The 19,713-nt window shown below is 58.8% G+C and carries 18 protein-coding genes and 1 riboswitch; of the genes, 10 read left to right on the top strand and 8 right to left on the bottom strand.

Going from position 1 to position 19,713, the window contains the following annotated elements; translation table 11 throughout:
* The first annotated feature begins 309 nt into the window (after nucleotides 1-309).
* The 3 genes from CYB_RS11240 to CYB_RS15205 are packed head-to-tail and all read left to right on the top strand — an operon-like array spanning nucleotide 310 to nucleotide 3,283.
* Nucleotides 310-1,866, top strand: coding sequence for a B12-binding domain-containing radical SAM protein (locus CYB_RS11240; RefSeq protein WP_011433929.1), 1,557 nt, complete (start codon nucleotides 310-312; stop codon nucleotides 1,864-1,866).
* A gap of 51 nt (nucleotides 1,867-1,917) precedes the next feature.
* Nucleotides 1,918-3,078, top strand: coding sequence for a SpoIID/LytB domain-containing protein (locus CYB_RS11235; protein ID WP_011433928.1), 1,161 nt, complete (start codon nucleotides 1,918-1,920; stop codon nucleotides 3,076-3,078).
* 37 nt (nucleotides 3,079-3,115) lie between these two features.
* Complete coding sequence (locus tag CYB_RS15205) at nucleotides 3,116-3,283, top strand: hypothetical protein (RefSeq protein WP_011433927.1); 168 nt, start codon at nucleotides 3,116-3,118, stop codon at nucleotides 3,281-3,283.
* A gap of 89 nt (nucleotides 3,284-3,372) precedes the next feature.
* Here the strand turns inward: CYB_RS15205 and topA are convergent, their stop codons facing one another.
* Complete coding sequence (gene topA, locus CYB_RS11230; protein ID WP_011433926.1) at nucleotides 3,373-6,174, bottom strand: type I DNA topoisomerase; 2,802 nt, start codon at nucleotides 6,172-6,174, stop codon at nucleotides 3,373-3,375.
* Nucleotides 6,175-6,369: 195 nt separating this feature from the next.
* Here topA and CYB_RS11225 point away from each other — a divergent pair, with 195 nt between their 5' ends.
* The 3 genes from CYB_RS11225 to CYB_RS15200 all read left to right on the top strand — a co-directional run bounded on the left by CYB_RS11225 (nucleotide 6,370) and on the right by CYB_RS15200 (nucleotide 8,902).
* Complete coding sequence (locus CYB_RS11225; protein ID WP_011433925.1) at nucleotides 6,370-6,828, top strand: VOC family protein; 459 nt, start codon at nucleotides 6,370-6,372, stop codon at nucleotides 6,826-6,828.
* Between the two features lie 166 nt (nucleotides 6,829-6,994).
* Nucleotides 6,995-7,963, top strand: coding sequence for a CobW family GTP-binding protein (locus CYB_RS11220; RefSeq protein WP_011433924.1), 969 nt, complete (start codon nucleotides 6,995-6,997; stop codon nucleotides 7,961-7,963).
* A 54-nt stretch (nucleotides 7,964-8,017) separates the two neighbouring features.
* Nucleotides 8,018-8,902: a hypothetical protein gene (locus CYB_RS15200; protein ID WP_011433922.1), complete on the top strand. Its 885-nt coding sequence runs from the start codon at nucleotides 8,018-8,020 to the stop codon at nucleotides 8,900-8,902.
* Nucleotides 8,903-9,232: 330 nt separating this feature from the next.
* Here CYB_RS15200 and CYB_RS11210 read toward each other — a convergent pair whose 3' ends face one another.
* Complete coding sequence (locus CYB_RS11210) at nucleotides 9,233-10,201, bottom strand: 30S ribosomal protein S1 (RefSeq protein ID WP_011433921.1); 969 nt, start codon at nucleotides 10,199-10,201, stop codon at nucleotides 9,233-9,235.
* Nucleotides 10,202-10,396: 195 nt separating this feature from the next.
* Here CYB_RS11210 and obgE point away from each other — a divergent pair, with 195 nt between their 5' ends.
* The 4 genes from obgE to CYB_RS11190 are packed head-to-tail and all read left to right on the top strand — an operon-like array spanning nucleotide 10,397 to nucleotide 13,280.
* The gene (gene obgE / locus CYB_RS11205; RefSeq protein ID WP_011433920.1) at nucleotides 10,397-11,440 is read left to right on the top strand and encodes a GTPase ObgE; all 1,044 of its coding nucleotides are present in this window, start codon (nucleotides 10,397-10,399) and stop codon (nucleotides 11,438-11,440) included.
* A 60-nt stretch (nucleotides 11,441-11,500) separates the two neighbouring features.
* Nucleotides 11,501-11,875 carry a hypothetical protein gene (locus tag CYB_RS11200; RefSeq protein WP_238376778.1) on the top strand — a complete coding sequence of 125 codons (375 nt, stop codon included), beginning with the start codon at nucleotides 11,501-11,503 and terminating at the stop codon, nucleotides 11,873-11,875.
* A gap of 18 nt (nucleotides 11,876-11,893) precedes the next feature.
* Nucleotides 11,894-12,607 (top strand): L-threonylcarbamoyladenylate synthase, encoded by a 714-nt coding sequence (locus CYB_RS11195; protein WP_011433918.1) that lies wholly within the window; start codon nucleotides 11,894-11,896, stop codon nucleotides 12,605-12,607.
* Nucleotides 12,608-12,662: 55 nt separating this feature from the next.
* Complete coding sequence (locus CYB_RS11190; protein ID WP_011433917.1) at nucleotides 12,663-13,280, top strand: PAP/fibrillin family protein; 618 nt, start codon at nucleotides 12,663-12,665, stop codon at nucleotides 13,278-13,280.
* On the opposite strand, the gene CYB_RS11185 is transcribed toward CYB_RS11190, so the two are convergent.
* The 6 genes from CYB_RS11185 to trpC all read right to left on the bottom strand — a co-directional run bounded on the left by CYB_RS11185 (nucleotide 13,277) and on the right by trpC (nucleotide 19,517).
* Complete coding sequence (locus CYB_RS11185) at nucleotides 13,277-14,176, bottom strand: hypothetical protein (RefSeq protein WP_238376777.1); 900 nt, start codon at nucleotides 14,174-14,176, stop codon at nucleotides 13,277-13,279. The genes CYB_RS11190 and CYB_RS11185 overlap by 4 nt on opposite strands.
* A 97-nt stretch (nucleotides 14,177-14,273) precedes the next feature.
* Complete coding sequence (locus CYB_RS11180; protein WP_369791773.1) at nucleotides 14,274-15,314, bottom strand: sirohydrochlorin chelatase; 1,041 nt, start codon at nucleotides 15,312-15,314, stop codon at nucleotides 14,274-14,276.
* 32 nt (nucleotides 15,315-15,346) lie between these two features.
* Nucleotides 15,347-15,483: riboswitch (cobalamin riboswitch) on the bottom strand.
* A 128-nt stretch (nucleotides 15,484-15,611) separates the two neighbouring features.
* Entirely contained in the window at nucleotides 15,612-17,927 is a 2,316-nt protein-coding gene (locus tag CYB_RS11175; protein WP_011433914.1) for a heavy metal translocating P-type ATPase, read from the bottom strand.
* 112 nt (nucleotides 17,928-18,039) lie between these two features.
* Nucleotides 18,040-18,234, bottom strand: coding sequence for a heavy-metal-associated domain-containing protein (locus tag CYB_RS11170; protein ID WP_011433913.1), 195 nt, complete (start codon nucleotides 18,232-18,234; stop codon nucleotides 18,040-18,042).
* Between the two features lie 59 nt (nucleotides 18,235-18,293).
* A complete protein-coding gene (locus tag CYB_RS11165) occupies nucleotides 18,294-18,533 on the bottom strand; it encodes a DUF5340 domain-containing protein (RefSeq protein WP_041436722.1) in 240 nt (79 codons plus the stop codon).
* 63 nt (nucleotides 18,534-18,596) lie between these two features.
* On the bottom strand, nucleotides 18,597-19,517 hold the full coding sequence (gene trpC, locus CYB_RS11160) for an indole-3-glycerol phosphate synthase TrpC (RefSeq protein ID WP_011433911.1): 921 nt from the start codon (nucleotides 19,515-19,517) through the stop codon (nucleotides 18,597-18,599).
* Nucleotides 19,518-19,713: the final 196 nt, after the last annotated feature.

Raw genomic sequence — 19,713 nt, 5'->3', positions numbered from 1 at the left:
GAGGGCAGGGTTTGGTTCAAGATTGCAGGGGGTACGCTAGGGGAACGTCAACACTCAGCCCGACGATAACCAAAACCAACTTTAAGGGATCCCGATAAGCTTTACTCCATTGGCCCTGCCCGCTAAGTTTTTGCCGCAGAACCATAGGATTCTCCACAGATAGCCTGCACAAGATCTGCCAATGGCTAACATCAGCAGGATATTGCGAGCAGGCGTTTGATCTGTGGCTGCTTTATCTAAGCCTAGCAAATCGATGGGAAACCAGTAGGGGATCAAGTTGGTCGATCTGCAACTCAGGAGCTGGTTGGTATGAAGGCGTTGCTGCTCTATCCGCGTTTTCCTCAATCATTCTGGTCTTACAATCGCACCATTAAGATGGTGGGGCTAAAAGCGCTAATGCCACCTCTTGGCTTGATCACCGTTGCTGCTTTGCTGCCCCAACACTGGGAGATTCGCTTTGTGGATCGCAATGTAGCTGATGAAACAGAAGCCGATTGGCAGTGGTGCGATCTGGTGATCTTGTCAGCCATGTTGGTGCAGAAGCAGGATTTCCACGCCCTCATTCGCAAAGCGGTGCAGTTGGGCAAAAAAGTAGCTGTGGGCGGACCCTATCCAACTTCTGTGCCACAGGATGCCCTGGAATCTGGTGCTCACTATTTGGTTTTGGATGAAGGGGAAGTGACCATACCGGCCTTTGTCAAGGCTCTAGAAGCTGGGCAAGAGTCGGGCATTTTTCGGGCTGCGGAAAAACCGGATGTAACCCAAAGTCCTTTGCCAAGGTTTGATCTGCTGCCCATGGATCAATACTTCATGATGTCAGTCCAGTTTTCACAAGGTTGCCCCTTTAATTGTGAGTTTTGCGATATCATCTCTCTTTACGGACGCAAGCCAAGAACCAAAGAGCCAAGTCAAATGCTAGCTGAGCTACAGGCCCTCTATGACTTGGGCTGGCGGGGTTCGGTATTTGTAGTGGATGACAATTTTATCGGCAATCAGCGCAACGTCAAGCGATTTTTGCGAGAGCTGATCCCTTGGAGCCAAAAGCGCAATTACCCATTTACCTTTATGACAGAGGCTTCGGTTAACCTGGCCGAAGACGAAGAACTGATGAGGTTAATGGTAGAGGCGGGTTTCTATGCGGTCTTTTTGGGCATTGAGACTCCAGACCAAGACAGCCTACAGATGACCCAAAAGCTCCAGAATACCCGCCACCCTTTGGTGGAGGCCTGTCGCAAGATCAACGATGCTGGACTGCTGATCTATGCTGGGTTTATTCTGGGCTTTGATGGAGAGCGGCCAGGAGCAGGGGATCGCATCCAGGCTTTTGTCGAGCAAACCGGTATTCCTCAGCCGATGCTGGGCATTTTACAGGCTTTGCCAAACACGCAACTCTGGAATCGCTTGAAGAAAGAGGAACGGTTGCTGGAAGGGATCGGCGTGACTGAGTTCGGCGATCAAAATACGCTGATGAATTTCATTCCCACCCGTTCTCTATCGGAGATTGCCCGAGAGTATCTGGAAAGTTTTTGGAAACTGTATGATCCTGCGCGATATTTATCTCGCTGCCTGCAACAGTGCCTGAATATCGGCATCAAAGATGGCCGACGGCAAATGATGAAGCTGCCCCTTCGCAAAGGGATCCACCTGCTTCTACAACTCATCTGGCGGCAAGGGATCCTTCATCCCGAAATCCGCGCCCAATTTTGGCGGCAGCTATGGACGATTTGGCGGCGCAAGCCCAGCCTGCTGAACTTGTATTTGGGCCTCTGCGCTGCAGGAGAACACTTTTGGGAATATCGGGAATTGGCCCGCGCCCGGCTTACCCAGCAACTGGGATACAATCCTTTGCTGGCCAGCTCATCTTGACAGTATTTCTGGGGGAATGGTCTATCGATAGAGGATGCCCGGATGGGGCCTATGCGGCGACGACAGTTGGGGGCGATGGTGCTGGGATCCCTGTGGGCTGTTTGGGGAGGCTCTCGGCAGGCCCAAACGTCCGGGCGCGGAGATTGGCTGGCCGTGGAGCTGTTCAGCCGCTGGAGTGCGGATCCCTTGGTCGAGTTGGAGCTGATGGGCCCTTTTGTTTTGAATCAGCAGCCTTTTCCAACAGGCACCTGGAAGTTACAGGTTCGCCGCCAAGAGCTCCTGCTGACCGGGCCGGGACATCCTCGTCGCTACCAGGGATCCCTTTGGCTACAGGGGGGAGCTCTGCGCTCCCTCGCAGGGGAGGAGCGTCGCTATCGGGGCTGGGTACAGATTCGTCCCAAGGGTTTAGGTCGCCTGCATCTGGTGAATTGGGTGAAGTTGGAAGACTATCTGCTGGCTTTGGTGCCCAGCGAAATGCCCGCCGATTGGCCAGCTGCCGCCTTGCAGGCGCAAGCCATCTTGGCCCGTACCTTGGCCGTTCCCCATCTGTGCCCCGGCCCCAGAAGAGAATGGCCCTCTGCCCCGATAAGGCCATTGCAAGACTCCACCGCCCACCAGTTCTATGGTGGCCTGGCCTATGAGACGGCGGCGACCACTGCTGCGGTGCGGGCAACCCGAGGGCAGATCCTAACCCATGCCGGCCAGCCGATAGAGGTTCTGTTTCACTCCACCTGCGGCGGTCACACCAGTGCCAACCAGGATATTTTTGCCCCACCCGCCCGCCCCTACCTACAAGGGGTGATCTGTGACGGGTGTCGCGCCTCTCCCTTCTATGGCCCTCACAGCGTCCGGCTCAGCCGACGGGAGTTGGAGCCAGCCTTGGGCAACGGCGATCTGGAGATTGTGCAGTCGGATCCCTGGGGTCGCCCCCTGCGCATCCGCGTTGGATCCCAACTGTTGACTGGCCAAGAGTTTGTGCTGCGCCTTGGCCAAACCCTGGGTTGGGGGATCCTCCCCAGCAACCGCTTCACGTGGGAACGTCTCCAGCCAAAGGCCGGCCAGCAGGAAGTGTACCTTTTTACCTATCGCGGAGCCGGGCATGGGGTGGGACTGTGTCAGTGGGGATCCCGTGGCTTGGCCGAGAAGGGCTACACAGCGCCGCAAATTCTCAATCACTACTTCCCCGGCACCCAGGTGATAACGTTGAGCTGAAGGCTGTTGGCCCCGACTCCAACTCTCATTTACTCCCGTGTCCCTTGCACACCCCCATCGTCGCCATCCTGCCTACTGCTACTGCAGTGAGCTGGAACACGCCCAGATTCCCAAGCGCCAGCAGCAGGATCCCTTGCCGTTTGCAGAAGCAATGGGTTGCATTGCCAATCAGGAAGCCGCCGTGGCCGCTGCTTGCGGCCCTTGAAGCAGTTGTGTCGTCAGCAAAACTGTTACATGGCTAACCCCTAAGCCACCCTGAGCAGGCGACCTTGGGCTGTGGCAGAAAAGCTGACTTCAGGCGCGAGCTTTGGGCGTGATCCTCACAATAGTGGGACGGGATCCCACCTGGGCTGACCCATTCGCTTGGGCTTGCGGCTCTTTGGCCATCCCGCTGCCAGTGGAAGTGGTTTGCGCTTTACGCCGCTTCTGCGGCACAGCATTTCCGGCCTGCTGGGCTGTATGGCTGCTGGAGGCAGTTTTGGCTTGGGTTTTACTGACCGAGGAGCCCGCTTTGCCGGTCGAGCGGCTTTTCCCCTTGACCTCTGCAGAAGAGCCTTCCTTTTCGGCCAGCACCTGCAGAGCCATTTCCAGGGTAACCGCTTCGGCAGGGATCCCTTTGGGCAAAGAGGCATTGACCTTGCCATGTTTGACATACAGCCCGTAGGGGCCGTCGTGCAGATTGACCGGCTCACCATCCTCAGGATGGGATCCCAGCTCCCGCAGCGGCTTGGCCGAGGCGCGCCCACGGCTTTTCTTGGGCTGGGCCAACAACTCCAGCGCCCGCTCCAGGCTGATGGTCAGCACATCCTCATCGGCGGGCAGAGAGCGAAAATCGCCATCGCAGACCACGTAGGGGCCGAAGCGGCCAATGCCGGCCTGCACTTTTTTCCCCGATTCCGGGTGTTCCCCCAAGGTGCGGGGCAAGCTCAGCAACCCCAAGGCGATCTCTGGCGTAACCTGATCCGGTTTCAGCCCTTTGGGCAGAGAGGTGCGCTTGGGTTTTTTGTTGTCCTCAGAAACTTCCCCCAACTGCACATAGGGGCCATAGGGGCCCTGCGGGATCACGTAGATGGGCTCTTGGGTTTCCGGGTGAAAGGCAATGGGCTTGGGGCCTTCCTGCTTCCGCTGGATCAGCTCCGCGATGTGTTCTGCGCTCAGATCGGCGGGGGGAATATCCTCCGGCAGGTTGGCGCGCACCTCTCCGGACTCGGTTTCGACCGCCACATAGGGGCCATAGGGGCCAATGCCGATCTTGACAGGCAGGTTCTCCAGATGGATGGAGCGGGCCAGGCCGGAATCAATTTCCAGCTCGCGCGCCTTCACCTGTCCCTCGAGACCCTGCTCGCCCAAGAAGAAATGGCGCAGATAGGGCAACCACTCCGCCTGTCCAGAAGCAATGTCGTCCAGCGTTTGCTCCATCTCGGCGGTGAAGCGGGTATTCACCAGGTTGGGAAAGTATTTTTCCAGTAGCTCGGTGACTGCAAAAGCCGTGTAGGTGGGCACGAGGGCACTTCCCATCGGCCTGACGTAGCCACGGCTCATGATCGTATTCAAGATGGTGGCGTAGGTGCTGGGGCGGCCAATGCCCTCACTTTCCAACACCTTGACCAAGGAGGCTTCCGTATATCGGGCCGGGGGCTGGGTTTCGTGGGCAACGGGTTCCAGCTTCTGGCAGCGGAGGGGATCCCCCTGCCGCAACAGAGGCAGATGCACCTCCCGATCTTCCAAAGCCGCCTCTGGGTCGTCGGATCCCTCCACATAGGCGCGGAAAAAGCCGGGAAAATCGATGCGCTTGCCGCTGGCCCGGAACACCGCATCGTCTACGGCGATGAGTACGATGGTGTAGGTCTGCCGCGCCTCAGCCATTTGGCTGGCGACGGTGCGCTTCCAGATCAGGTCGTAGAGGGCCAGCTCCTGGCCGGAGAGGGGGGTTTGGCTGGGCAGGCGAAACTCTGATCCAGCAGGACGAATGGCCTCGTGGGCTTCTTGCGCCCCTTTGGTTTTGGTGGTGTACTGACGGGGCTCGGGGCTGAGATATTCTCTGCCGTACATCGACTCCACGCAGGCGCGGGCAGCGCGGATGGCCTGCTCCGACAGGTGGACCGAATCGGTGCGCATGTAGGTGATGTAGCCCTCTTCGTAGAGCTTTTGGGCAATGCGCATCGTCTGCTGGGCCGACAGGTGCAGCTTGCGGTTGGCCTCCTGCTGCAGGGTGGAGGTGGTAAAGGGAGGGGCAGGTTTGCGGGTGGAGGGGCGCTCTTCCACAGAGCTGACGATCCAGGCTTTTCCCAGCAAGCGATCCCGCAGGGCCTCGGCCTGGGCCTGATCCAACAACACCACATCCCGCCCGGCAATGAGCTGGCCGGTGCTGGGATCGAAGTCTTGCCCATTGGCCAGGCGTTTGCCACCCAAGCTCACCAGCTCTGCTGGAAAGACAGCCTGCTGGCCGGCGACGGTCGTTTTGGGCTGCAGCTCCGCTTTGAGATCCCAGTAGGAGGCTTTTCTGAAGGCGCGCCGCTCCCGCTCTCGATCCACCAAAAGCTTGACCGCCACCGACTGCACCCGCCCTGCCGAGAGTTTGGGGGCAATTTTTTTCCACAGCAGCGGCGACAGGGTATAGCCCACCAGGCGATCCAAGATGCGGCGGGTCTCCTGGGCACGCACCAGTTGTTCATCCACCTCACGGCAGTTTTGCAGCGCCTCCTGAATGGCCTCGCGGGTAATCTCGTGGAACACCATGCGGCGGGTGGGCACTTTGGGTTGCAGCACCTGCTGCAAGTGCCAGCTAATGCTTTCCCCTTCGCGGTCTTCGTCGGTGGCCAGGATCAGCTCGTCCGCCTTCTTGAGCGCTTCCTTCAGCTCCTTGACCACCTTTCTTTTGTCCTTGGGGATGACGTAGAGGGGCTCAAAGTCGGCGTGGACATTGACCCCCAGGCGGCTCCACTCTTCTCCTTTCAATTCTTCTGGAATTTCAGATGCCGAATCGGGAAGATCCCGCACATGTCCCATCGAGGCCTGAACCTCATACCCCGCAGGCAAGAACCCACGGATGGTACGGGCTTTGGTGGGAGATTCGACAATGACCAGCTTAGGCATAATTGAGGTTGGCAGCAATCGGCTTAGGTTGTCGCATTTCCCGCCCCAAGGATTGGGCGGGCCAGCATACACTGCAAGAGGTGCTTAAGATAGACAGCCTACTTTTCTGGAGCGTAGCAAGTCTACCTGCGCTTGACCAGCCGTCATCGGCGATGATCCGAGCGGTCTGGCCCCATCTGGCTGCTTTGCAGGACGATGAAACTACACCATTTTTCCATTCGCACCGCCGATATCTTCCGCTCCATCGCTTTTTACGAGGGGCTGGGCTTTGCGGTGGAAGAACGCTTTACTGCCGGGATCACGCTGGCCTGCTGGATGCGCGGCCCCTGGGGGCGTTTGGAGCTGATGCAAGTGCCGCAGCCCCATCCTGCCCCGGATCCCTTTGGGGATCCCCACTATGTGGGCTACTATCACCCCGCTTTTGAGGTGGGCCCCGAATGGGGATCCCTGGCCAACTACCTAGAACATTTGCGAGCGCAAGTGCCCCTTACCCTGCTGCTGCCGCCCCAGCTCCAGCAAATTGGGGGCCAGGTCTATGAAGTGGCGTTCATCGCCGATCCCGATGGCCTACCGATCGAGCTCATTCGTCCCCAGGGATCCTCAGGAGAGAGTCTGCCCCAACGCCCAGAGGACATTAATGACATTAATAAATAAATAGTTGGATAACTAGTTGATGGGTTAGAGGATCTAATTTGGGTGGGAGCGGTCGTTCCCCCTTGTCCAGATCCTGGAGAGCCAACCCTAAAGCTAAGCTAGTAGAGCTTCTGGGGAACTTGAGAGAAGGGTTTGTTGGCCGCTTGTCAGTTCAGCCTCACCTGATATGAAAGCTCAGCTTCCGGTGACGATTTTGACAGGTTTTTTGGGCAGTGGCAAAACCACGCTGCTCAAGCGCATCTTGGAAGAGGAGCATGGGTTGCGCATTGGGGTTATCCTCAACGAGTTTGGCGAGATTTCCATCGATGGCGAGTTGGTCAACATGCCCGAGGGGGGGCTGATGCAGCTCAACAATGGTTGCCTCTGCTGCACGGTGCGAGAGGATTTTGAACGGGCGGCCCGCCAGCTGCTCCAGCATGCCCAGGCGTTGGACTATCTGGTGGTGGAAACCAGCGGCGTGGCGGATCCCAGGCAGGTGACCGAGCTATTTGTGCAGAGGGTCTTTCATGAGGAGTTGCGCCTGGATGGCGTGGTGACGTTGGTGGATGGGGCCGAATACTGGCGCAATTTCCAGCGCTCGCAAACCGCCGCCCACCAGATCGGCAGCGCTGACATTTTGTTGCTCAATAAGGTGGATTTGATCGACGAAGCCGAACGAGAGCGGATCCTCCTGGATCTGCGCCGCTACAACCCCGCCGCCCCTTGCCTGCTCACTACCCATGCCCAGGTGCCTCTGGCCCGCATCTTGGATGTGCATGCCTTCCGCCCAGAATTGTGGGATCCCAGGCTCCCCAATGCAGAGACTGAGGCCCACCATAGCCATCACCTCGAGGAAGACGGGATCCAATCGGTGAGCTTTCAACTGCAGCAGCCGCTGGATTTGGCGGCTTTTCGCGATTGGCTACAAGACATGCCCGAGACCCTTTTTCGCGCCAAGGGGGTGCTGTGGGTTGTGGATGAGCCGCAGCGGGTTATCTTTCATCAGGTGGGCCAGCGGCAAACCCTTTTTCTGGAACGGGACTGGGATCCCGAGGAGCCCCGCTTGTCCAAAATTGTGTTGATCGGCAAGGGGCTGGAGCCGGAACAGCTGGCTGCCGGCCTCAGCCGGGTGTGCGGGGCAACCGCCGCTGGCTAGAGATCCTCTTCACCACTGCCTATTTCTTTCAATTTCTAGATTGGGTGACCTGGGATGGCTCGCAGCAAACTTTCAGAGCAAGAACAACAGCAAATTGTTAGCGCCTACCGCGGCTCGGCAGCGACCGCCGTCGAATTGGCGGAGCAATTTCAGGTGAGCATCACCACCATCACCCGCGTGTTGAAGGAAAATATCGCCGCCGATGAGTACCAGCGGTTGATCCATCTCAAACGCTCGGCTGCCCGCCGCAAAGACATGGGGGAAAAAGCTGTTGTTGGCAGGATCCCAGCCTTGGAGCAGCAGATCTTGCCGCTGGAACCGGAGTTGCCTTCTCCATCTCCCTTGCCGGAGCCCCCCGCAGAGCCGAACGCAAACGAGGAAGGCGAGGATAACACTGCTGGAACGGAGTCTCTGACAGAACTGCCCCCAGAAGAACTGCAGTTGGCGGCTGAGCTTCAGGAAGATGTGGAGGATGTCGGGGAAGAGGATGAGGAAGAGACCGAAGAAGACCGTGACCTCGAAGACGAGGATGAGGACGACCCTGACTATCTCCTAGAAGATGAAGATGGGCCAGAAAAGGATCCCCTCACCGATCCCGGCTATCAAATTCAGGTATTACCCCTGGAAGAGCTCACCCTACCGGAAACCTGCTATGTCGTTGTTGACCGCTACCAAGAACTGACCACCCGCCCTCTCAAAGAATTCTTTGGCTCGGGATCCCTGCCCATCGAAGGGATCGACAACGCCAATACGCTGCCCATTTTCGACAACCACAAGGTGGCCCGTCGCTTTTCCGAAATGAGCCGTCGGGGCAGCAACACCTACCCACCCTACCGGGTAATCCAGTTTCCCGGCTACATTCTGGAGATTGTGCGCACCCAACTGCAAAAGAAAGGCATCACCCATCTGCTCATGGATGGGCAGATCTACAGTCTTTGACAGGATCCTCAAGCTCAGAAGTGGGGGACTCCTGTTACTGGCGCAGGTTGGCAACACTACGTGAACGCCAGCCGCACTTCCTGTTTTAGCCTACCTCGCCACAGCAGCAGTACCCGTCTCTTCGGACATTTGGACTGCCCCCGCCCCCACGGGCTTATGGATCGCTCCTCAGCTCCCCACTTACACTGATGGAACCAAAGGCTCATGCCGTGACATACTCCCGCACTCATGCTGATGCAAAGCGCTCCGCGCCGCTAAAGCGAGAGAGGGCGGGGCTTCTCGGCGGCCTAGCTAAGCCTTGTAGCAGGCAGAAATACGCAAAGTTTGTGATCATTCCACAGCCGTCGCCGCGTATTCCAGCTCCTCTTCCACCACTTCCGGTGGAGCCTCTGCCGCTTGTCCTTGCTTAGCGGCCAGCAGTTGCTCACGGTACTTGGCTGCCATTTCCTCAGCCTTCTCGTAAACCAGTTTGGGATCCCGAATCATGTCGCCGGGATTGGGCTCCAGTTGCTTGGTGGACAGCGAGATCCGCCCCCGCTCCGCATCCAGATCGATGATCATCACCTTCACTTCGTCGTTGACGTTGAAGACGCTGTGGGGCGTGTCAACATGATCGTGGGAGATCTCGGAAATGTGCAGCAGGCCGGAGACGCCGCCAATATCGATAAAGGCACCATAGGGCTTGATGCCCCGCACCGTGCCAACCACCACCTCGCCCACTTCCAGCTTGTTCATCTTCCGCTCCACCAAGGCGCGGCGATGGCTCAACACCAGGCGGTTGCGGTCTTCGTCCACCTCTAAAAACTTCAGGGGCAGCTCTTCGCCCACCAGCTCTTCTTTTGGCTTGCGGGTGCTGATGTGGGATCCGGGGATAAAGCCCCGCAGCCCCTCAATCCGCACCAGGGCTCCACCTCGGTTGGTGGCAAAAATGGTTGAGCGAACGGTGGCATCTTCTTTCTGGAGCTGCCGTACCCGTTCCCAGGCCCGCATGTACTCGATGCGGCGGATGGAGAGGGTCAGCTGTCCCTCTTCGTTTTCTTCGGTGAGGATAAAAAACTCGCGGGTTTCTCCCGGCTGCAGCATCTCGTGCGGGTCTTCCAGGCGGCTAATCGACATCTCCTGGAGCGGCAGAAAGGCAGCCGTTTTGGCCCCAATATCGATCAAAGCACCGCGTGGCTCCACCGAGAATACTGTACCCGCCACAATTTCGCCAGGGCTGAAGTGATAGTCGTACTTATCCAGAAGGGCGGCAAAGTCTTCAGTGGTAAAACCTACATCGGCAGCAGTGAATCGACTCATAGGGGTGCAGTAACAGATCAGTTGCGCGGGATAAAGGGTAGAAGGCCAATCGAGTTTGGCAGGATCCCACTTCCACTTTCCCACCTGGGGAGGATGTGGCTGGGAAATACCATCGTAGCTTAGAGGAGCGTCTTTTGTGGCAAGTTTCCCGGCATCTTGCCAAGCTGGAAGATAGAAGATTTGGGAGAAGAACGATTGCACTTTATCGACCAAGCCGAAATTGAAGTGCAAGGGGGAAATGGCGGGGATGGCATCGTTGCCTTCCGCCGTGAGAAGTATGTGCCGGCTGGGGGGCCATCCGGCGGCAATGGAGGGCGGGGCGGCTCAGTGATCCTGGTGGCAGATCCTGGCCTGCAAACTCTGTTGGATTTTCGCTTTCAACCGGTGATCAAGGCGGAACACGGGGCCAAAGGGGGGCCCAACCATCGCAGCGGGGCCAGTGGTGCGGATCGGCTGGTGCGGGTGCCCTGCGGTACTGTGGTGTTCAATGCGGAGACGGGGGAATTGTTGGGCGATCTGGTGGGCAAGGGGGATCAATTGCTGGTAGCCCGTGGGGGCAAAGGCGGCTTAGGCAATGCCCATTTTTTGAGCAACCACAATCGCGCCCCCCGCCAATTCACCAAGGGCGAAGCGGGAGAACGGGTGCGCCTGCGCCTGGAGCTGAAGTTGATTGCCGAGGTGGGCATTGTCGGCCTGCCCAATGCGGGCAAGTCCACTCTGATTTCGGTGGTCTCCTCTGCCCGGCCCAAGATTGCTGACTACCCCTTCACCACGTTGCAGCCCAATTTGGGGGTGGTGCCCCATCCATCGGGAGATGGGGTGGTGTTTGCCGATATTCCGGGGCTGATCGAGGGGGCGCACTTGGGGGTGGGGCTGGGCCATGAGTTTTTGCGCCATGTGGAGCGTACCAGGGTACTGATTCATTTGGTGGATGGCACGGCGGCGGATCCCGTCAAGGATTACCAGGTTATTCAGCAGGAGCTGCGCGCCTACGGCCACGGGTTAATCGATAAGCCACAAATCCTGGTTTTGAACAAGATCGATGTTCTGGATCCCCAGCAGGTTGCCGAGCGCGCCCAGAGGCTGTCTGCTGCTGCCGGCACTTCGGTGGTGACCATTTCTGCGATTGCCAAGCAGGGGCTGGATCCCCTCTTGCAGCGGGTGTGGCAGTGCCTGGGTCGGGGATCCCAACAGCCTGCGCAGTTGGATCTTGTGGGGGCAAAATCCATCCAGTCCTAGGGCAGAAGAATCTTAGAATGGGAAAGCCCCTGCCTTCCCAGAACCCAGAGACGAGTGGCTATGTATATCTCGGCGGAGGATCTGCCACCGGATTTGCGTCAGATCATGTTGGCTGTTGAACAGGCGGCCCAGGCGAGGGCGGGAGCGTGTGTGGAGCTGCTGATGCTCCTGCGGCTGCTGGAGGAGTTGCACCGCGCGATCCTGGAAGGTGCCTTTCGGGAGTCTTTGCCCAACACCCGTCAAGCTCTGTATCGGGTGCTTCAGGATTTGGAAGAAGCCGGCGACTGGCCCTATCTGCCCCGTCTGCACATCCAAGCCCTGATGCAACAACTGAAGGACTGGCCCGAATCTCAGGGATCCCCGCCCGCGTCGGTGCCACCGACCCCCCGCCCTCTTGTGGAAAACCCCCTGGGGGGTAGCTGCTCCCAGTCTTGACCTCTTCCCATCTGCCCGATGGCCGAGTACTTTAAGCTGCATCCGCAACAGCCCCAGGCCCGTTCCATCCGGCGGATTGCGGCGGCTTTGCGGGAGGGGGCGGTGATGCTTTACCCCACCGATACGGTTTACGCCATTGGCTGCGACGCGACCCACAAACAAGCAGTGGAGCGGGTACGCCGTATCAAGCAGCTCTCCAACGACAAGCCTCTTACCTTTTTGTGCCCTTCTCTCTCACGCATTGCCCACTATGCCCAGGTAACCGATTCGGCCTATCGGCTGATGCGGCGGCTGATCCCGGGCCCGTTTACGTTTCTGTTGCCGGCCACCAAGCTGGTGCCCAAGTTGGTGATGGAGCCCAAACGGAAAACCACCGGCATCCGCGTGCCCGACTCGGCCATTTGTCAGGCTTTGCTGGAAGAGTTGGGCAATCCAATTGTCTCCACCTCTGCCAAGCTGGGGGGGGATCCCGTCGGATCCCTGGACTTAAGTTCTGGGCAAGCCTGGGAGTGGGAGAGCGACCCCTGGGATGAGGGTGGGATCTTTGCGGCTGAAGAGATGCGGCAGTTGGAAAAACAGGTGGATCTGGTGCTGGATGACGATGCCCCCCGTCGGGCCAAGGTCTCTACGGTAATTGACTTGACGGGATCCGAGCCGCTGGTGGTGCGGGCCGGGCTGGGGTATGAGCAGGTGGCAGATCTGAACCTGAAACTGGTGGGAGAAGACGGTTAAGGGCAGAGGGATCCCGCGTTCTCTAAAATAGGGTCAGTGCCTTCGGAGTGTGCCCATGTCTGAGGCCCTGGCTCAGCAAAAATCGGCTCTGCTGCACCTACTGGAGGCGACCGACCGGGGCCGGAAAGTTTCCCCTGACCAAAAAGCCCAGATTTTGTCTCAAATTGCCGTCCTAGAAGCGCTCAACCCCACCCCCAAGCCAACATCGGCTCCTGAAGGGTTGGAGGGGAACTGGCTCACCCTATTTACCACGAGCACAGCTCTGCTGCGGCTGGCACAGTTGCCTTTTTTGACCACCGGCGAGATCTACCAGTGTATTCGGGCCAAGGCTGGACGGGTCTTCAACGTGGCGGAGATCCAGGGATCCGGCTGGCTGGGGGCTTGGGTGCCACGGGGAATCTTGGCGGTATCGGCACGCTTTTACCCCGAATCGGAGCGTCGGGTGAGGGTGATTTTCGAGCGATTGGTGTTCGGATCCCAAGCTTTGATGAGCTACGAGATCGAGAGTTTTCTCGATTTGCTCGAGCAGGCTCCGGAGCGGATCCCGGCTATTCAAATCGATATTCGCCGCCGCGAGCCAACGGGTTGGCTGGATATCACCTATTTAGATGAAGACTTGCGGCTGGGTCGGGGCAGCGAGGGGAGTGTATTTGTTCTAAAGCGGGTCGGCTAGTCGGAGGATCCAGAGGACTCCGTTTCCGCCCTTTCGTGAGATGGGTTTTGGGTTAGGGTGAAGCCTATTTCCTGGAGAACTTGCAAGGCGCGGTAGGACTCTCGCAAAGTTTGCAGCTCCTGTTGAGTTTGCTCCAGTTGCCGGGCCCATTCTGCCTGTTGGGAGCGCAACTCTCGATTTTCCAATTTTTTGCGCTGCAGGATGCGCTTGAGTTTTTGCTGCTGCTGCTGGAGTTGAGCCCGCTCTGCTTCTGCGTGTTGCAGTTGGGTCCTTTGGCGTTCCAATTCTATTTTCAGGGTGGTGACCTGGGATTGAAGTTGGCGGAGCTTTTGGCGCAGCGCTTGCTCTGGCGTGGGTTTGGTCGACTCGGAGCTTGGAGAAGGGGAAGATGTTTGTAGGTTTTGCAGATGCTGTTGTAACTGTTGGGCTTGGGCCTGCAGGACTCGAGACCGTTGCTGCTCGCTGCGCAGTTGGGCTTGGGCGCGTTCACAGGTCTGGATTTCGGCTTTCACCCGCTGCTTGATGCGGTCAAGGATCTTTTGATGGCGGAGCTGGGTTTGCCGGATCTCCTGAGCCACCTGCCAAGGGCGAGGATCCCCCTTAGGTTGTCGTGGCTCGCCGCCGTGGTCGGCAGGATCAAAGGGAGATAGGGTCGCCACCAGCGATTCTCGAAAGTCGCTCCAGGAAGCCGATTGCAGACCCATCTGAACCACCCGCCAGGCCCCATAGGAGGCCCCAGCGGCAGCCAGGATCCCAGGGATCCCGGCCAGGGAGAGGGAAACCTTGGGCAGGGTGGGCAGGATCTGATCCAGCAGCCCCACCACCAGGGCGAAAACAAAGATCCCGCTCCCCACGGCAGCGGCACCTGAAACCCAAGAGGAGCGGGAGAGCATCATCGTTTTTTCGTCATCACAACCGCTAGAGCGGGAAAACCAGGTTCAAAAATTGCCTGTCTGCACTCAGTTTATCCCGCCAGCAGCCTCTGTTTCCCTCTTAGGGCACCTGCCATGCCCGTTGGTGGTAGCCCTCTAATTGGGCCCAGGGATCCCCAGCCGCTGCGTGGGTGTGGCCGTGCTGAGGGTGATGGTGAGAATGAGGGTGGTGATGGGATCCATGCCCGTGATGGTGGTCATGAGGCTCGTGAGGGTGGTGATGGCTGGATCCAGCTCTGACCTCTGCGCTCACGGCCAGGCGAAACTTGCACAGGTGGCAGTTCATCGGGGTTTGGCCCTGCAGGGCTTCCTGCTCCAGTTGCTGCAGGCTGTGCAGCACCGTGTCCACAAGGCCCAATTCCGGCAGCATCAGCCAGTCGATTTCCGGCTGTCGTTGTCGTTGTTGTTCCACTGCCGCCTCAATTTTTTTCACCAGCACTCCGGTAAACAGGAAGTAGGGCAGCACGATCACCCGGCGCGGATGCCAGGACAAGGCCCGCTCCAATCCCACGGGCAGGCGGGGATGGGTAATGCCGATAAAGCAAGTTTCCACAGCGGCAAACCCAGATCCTTCCCAAAGCAACCGGGCCAGTTTACAGGCTTCGGCATTGGCCTCGGGATCGCTGGAGCCGCGACCCACAAACAGGAGCACGGTTTCTGCTTCTGGGATCCGCTGCGGTTGGGCGGCCATCAAAGCGGCCAATCGGTCTCGCAGCAGTTGCAGGATCTCGATGCGGATCCCCAACGGCCCACCGTAATGAATGCGCAACTGGGGATAGAGGGTCTGCAGGAGATCCAATTCCATCGTCACATCGAACTTGTTGTGGCGGGCCCCAAACAGCAACAGCGGCAGGACCACAATCTCTTGCCACCCTTGGGCCAAGCACTGCTCTACCCCCTGGGCAATGGTTGGCTGGGTCAGCTCCAGAAAGCAGGGGATCACCGGTCGATGGGGGGTGAGAGCTTGGTAAGCCTGGGCTAGCTCCAGAAAGGCTTGCTGCCCTTGGGGGTCGCGGGATCCGTGGCCGATGAGCAACAGGGGCAGGGGGACAACAGGAGACTGCCCAACCGCAAGCGGAGGGGAAACACTGAGGGTATTCAACACAAAAAACTCCGTTCCTTGTGAATCGCAAGGGGTACAGGACAACGGCAGGTGGGTGTTCTGGCTGAGGGAGGGATCCCATCACAGTTGCGTCACAGTGGCGGACTTGCACCGCGCTTTCCCCAGTCTGCCTGAGCCTTTTAGGTTAGCTTGCCGCTTGTCGTTCACCAAGCCCCCTGGGGGGGATGTCCTTGTCTGCCAGAAGATAGCCCTGAGGCATGAGCGGTACGGCAGACTCATGCTCAAAGGGCAGCAAAACTGTTGCCGCGCTAATCCCCCTTGCCCCTGGGAGAGGGCCTAACGCCGGCCCGCTGGTCTGGGGGGCTGAAAGTGTCGCAGGCGCAGGGCATTGGCGACCACCGAAACGGAACTCAGGGCCATGGCTGCCCCCGCCAGCATAGGGTTGAGCAACCAGCCTGTAAAGGGATAGAGCGCCCCAGCGGCAATCGGGATCCCCAGCGTATTGTAGATAAAGGCGAAGAAGAGGTTCTGGCGGATGTTGTTGAGGGTGGCCCGGCTGAGTTGAATGGCTGTGGCGACTCCGCGCAGATCTCCCGACATGAGGGTAATATCGCTGGCGGCCATCGCCACATCCGTACCCGTACCGATGGCGATCCCCACATCCGCTTCTGCCAGAGCCGGAGCATCGTTAATGCCATCTCCCACCATCGCCACCCGCCGTCGCGGTTGTCTTAGGCTGCGTATGTAAGCTGCCTTCTGATCCGGACGGACTTGGGCAATTACCCGCTGAATGCCTGCTTGCCGAGCAACCGCTTGGGCCGTGGTGGGGTTATCCCCGGTTAGCAGGATCACCTCTAGACCCATCTGTTGCAGCTGTTGCACTGCCTCAGGAGAGGTGGGTTTGAGCGGATCGGCAATGGCCAACAGCCCCACCAGGCTCTGGGATTGGGCTACGCCGATCACCGTTTTGCCCTGGCTTTCCCAGGTCTGAACCCGCTCTGACCAAGAGGGATCCCAAGGGATCCCCATCTCCTGTAGCCAGCTCAGCCGACCGATGCAGATCCACTGGTCTTCCACCCAGGCTTCTGCCCCACTGCCTATCCTTGCCTGAAAATGCTGGGCAGGAGGGATCACAATTTTTTCGGCTTCGGCTTTCTGCACTACCGCCTGGGCCAAAGGATGTTCCGAGTGCCGCTCCACCGCCGCTGCCAGGCGCAACACCGCCAGGGGAGAGGAGCCGTGGGCCCAAATATCGGTGACGGTAGGGCGACCTTCGGTCAGGGTGCCGGTTTTGTCCAAGACCACCGTGCGCAAGTGGTGGGCCAATTCCAGGCTGTCGCCACTTTTCACCAGGATCCCCAATTCTGCCCCTCGTCCCGTGGCCACCAGGATCGAGGTGGGGGTTGCCAACCCCAGCGCACAAGGGCAGGCGATGATCAGCACCCCAATCGTGTTCACCAAGGCCAGCGTCAGGTTGTCCGCCAACACCCACCAGAGCACGAAAGTTAGAACTGCCACCCCGATCACTGCCGGCACAAACCAGGCAGTCACCCGATCCGCCACCTGTTGAATTGGGGCTTTGGATCCCTGGGCTTCCTGCACCAGGCGCACGATCTGGGCCAGAACCGTGTCTTTGCCCACCCGCCGCGCCTCCATCACAAAGCTGCCCGTCCGATTCAGCGTTGCCCCAATCACCTCATCCCCCGCCGACTTGAGTACAGGCAGGCTCTCGCCGGTCACCATGGACTCGTCGAGGGTGGAGGATCCCTCTAGGATTACCCCATCCACCGGCACCTTCTCTCCGGGGCGCACTCGGATCCGATCCCCCACCTGCACTTCCCGAATCGGAATATCCTGCTCCACCCCATGGCGAATTACCCTTGCCGTTTTCGGTTGCAGCCCGATCAGCTTGCGAATGGCTTCGGAGGTTTGCCCCTTAGCCCGTTGCTCCATCCACTTGCCCACCAGAATCAGGGTGGTGACCACCGCCGACACCTCATAATAGACATCCGGGTGCAGTCCTTGCCGGTGAAAATAGTCGGGGAAAACCGTTGGGAAAACAGAATAGAAAAAAGCCGCGCTCGTCCCTAAGGCCACCAGCGTGTTCATATCCGCCGAGCGCCGTTGCCAAGCGGCCCAAGCGCCTCGATAAAAATGCTTGCCCACCCAAAACTGCACCGGAGCCGTCAGCAGCAACTGCAACCCAGGATTGTGCAGCCACATGGGAAAGCCCGGGATGTCCATCCCCAGCATCATCGGCAGGGATCCGATCACCAGCACCGTGCTGATGCCCACCCCTATCGCCACCTTGAGCTTCAGTTCCCGTTCTGCGGCCCGTTGGGCGATCCGCTCTGGATCCGACAGATCGTCCAGCTGCCAATCCTCCTGGATAAGGCGCGCCCGATACCCCGCCCGCTCCACCGCCCGAATCAGCGCCTGCGGATCCACCAGCCTGGGATCCCCTTTGACGGTGGCCTGCTCACTGGCAAAATTCACTGATCCGTGGGACACCCCCTGCACCTGAGCGAGGGCCTGTTCGATGCTGCGGGCGCAGGAGGCACAGCTCATCCCTTGTAAGGCCAACTGCCAAGTGCCCTCAGGAGAAGGCGCAGAGGCCGATAGTGCAGCCGATGACCCTTTATGGGCAGACATGGCAACACCTTGTTGATGAAACGACAGCTACTCTCCACCCTGGGCAGGGCGAAGGCAGCCATCTGTACAGAAATTCAAAACAGACACCCGACCGTTCCCGGCCCAAAATTGACTAGGCCGGGGGATATCCCACCTGGGTGAGGGCCTGCCGCAAATCGCCCACAGGCCGCTCAGAAGTAATCCGCACCTGTTTGGTTTTGGGATCCCCTTCCACCTGGGCCTGGGGATCCAGTTGCCGCACCGCTTGCGCAATGGTGTCCACGCAAGCCCCACAGGCCAGCTTGGGCACCGTCAAAACAACCTGCATCTTGGAAACCCCCCCCAATGCCACTGAAAGGATGCTAAACCTTACAGTGGGCTGGAAGGTCAAGAGGGAGGCTGAGGCTCGTCCATATTCCAGCGGTAGTCCACCTGATAGCCCCGCTGTCGCCACTCTTCCTCCAGTTGCACCTGTTGGGTGAGGGCTTTGCGCAGGGAGTTGATCAGCTCTTGCGTGCGGCCTCGGTTGCCAAAATCCTGTTCCTCTACTGCCGGAAAGGTTTGCCGCTCCAACACCCGCAGCAGAAATTCGTAGTGGATATGAGCCGGCACAGGAATACGTTTCATCGATCCAAGCAATCCTTAGAGATCAATTGTTCTCGCAGAGATCCATTGATAAATGGTTTTCATTCACTGAGATGACAACAGGTGGCGCACAGCTTGGCCGGGATCCGGCTGGGTCACCAGCGCTTCCCCCACGAGCACAGAGCGCACCCCCCAGGCCCGCAACTGCTGCAGATCGGCGGGGGTATGGATGCCGGACTCGCTGACCACAGGCAGATCGCCAAGGAGCTCCGAGTGGGCGGCCAACAGGTTGCGCGTTGTGTTTAAGTCCACCGCAAAGGTTCTCAGATCGCGATTGTTGATGCCAATGAGCACCTGCCCCCTGGAGTCTTGCAGTTGGGGCAAACGCAACACCCGCTGCAACTCTTGGGAGGTGTGCACCTCCAGCAGAGCCGCCATGCCCAATTGCCGAATCAGCTTGAGAAAGTAGCCCAAATCCGCATCGGAGAGAATGGCGGCAATCAAGAGCACCGCATCTGCCCCCAGGCTGCGGGCCCAGAGGATTTGGTAGGGGTAGAGGATGAACTCCTTGCAGAGGATGGGGATCCCTACTGCCTGACGGATCCGGCGCAGATACTCGCCGCTGCCCTGAAAGAACCGCTCATCTGTGAGCACCGAGAGGCAACTGGCCCCACCGGCCTCATAGCTCTGGGCAATGGCCACCGGGTCAAAGGGATCCCGGAGAACGCCGCGGCTGGGAGAGGCTTTTTTGACCTCGGCAATCACAGAGATAGGGTGAGGCGACTGGGTGAGGGCCGCCACAAAATCCCGCACCGGCGGGGCTTGATCCAGTTGCCGTTGCAATTCCTTGAGGGGAAGCTGCTCCCGTTGGCGCTCCACCTCCTGCTCTTTATGCCAGACGATCGCTTCCAAAATGTGGCGCGGTTTGGCTTCCGGCGCTGTTGTCTGGTACACCTGAGAGGCTACGACCACCGGCGGGGCAGGAGAACGCCGACGAATAGAAAGCGGCTCACCTTGCAGCTCCATACAAACCCTGAGCGGAACCCTACACCACACCCTAGACTACCTTAGTGCTCCGCCACCGGTTTGAATAGCTACCCCGGACATCCCCAAAACTCATCTGGCGAAGGCGTTTTTTTTACCCTATGGTTGAGTCTAGAAAGGTGGTGTAGTCTTTATGCGCCTCGGCGAGCCATGTTCTGGCGGCCGTCCATTTTTCCCC

The organism is Synechococcus sp. JA-2-3B'a(2-13) (assembly GCF_000013225.1).
Taxonomy (GTDB): domain Bacteria; phylum Cyanobacteriota; class Cyanobacteriia; order Thermostichales; family Thermostichaceae; genus Thermostichus.
Note: the sequence above shows the minus strand (reverse complement) of the source record. Positions and strands in the feature narration are given on the sequence as shown.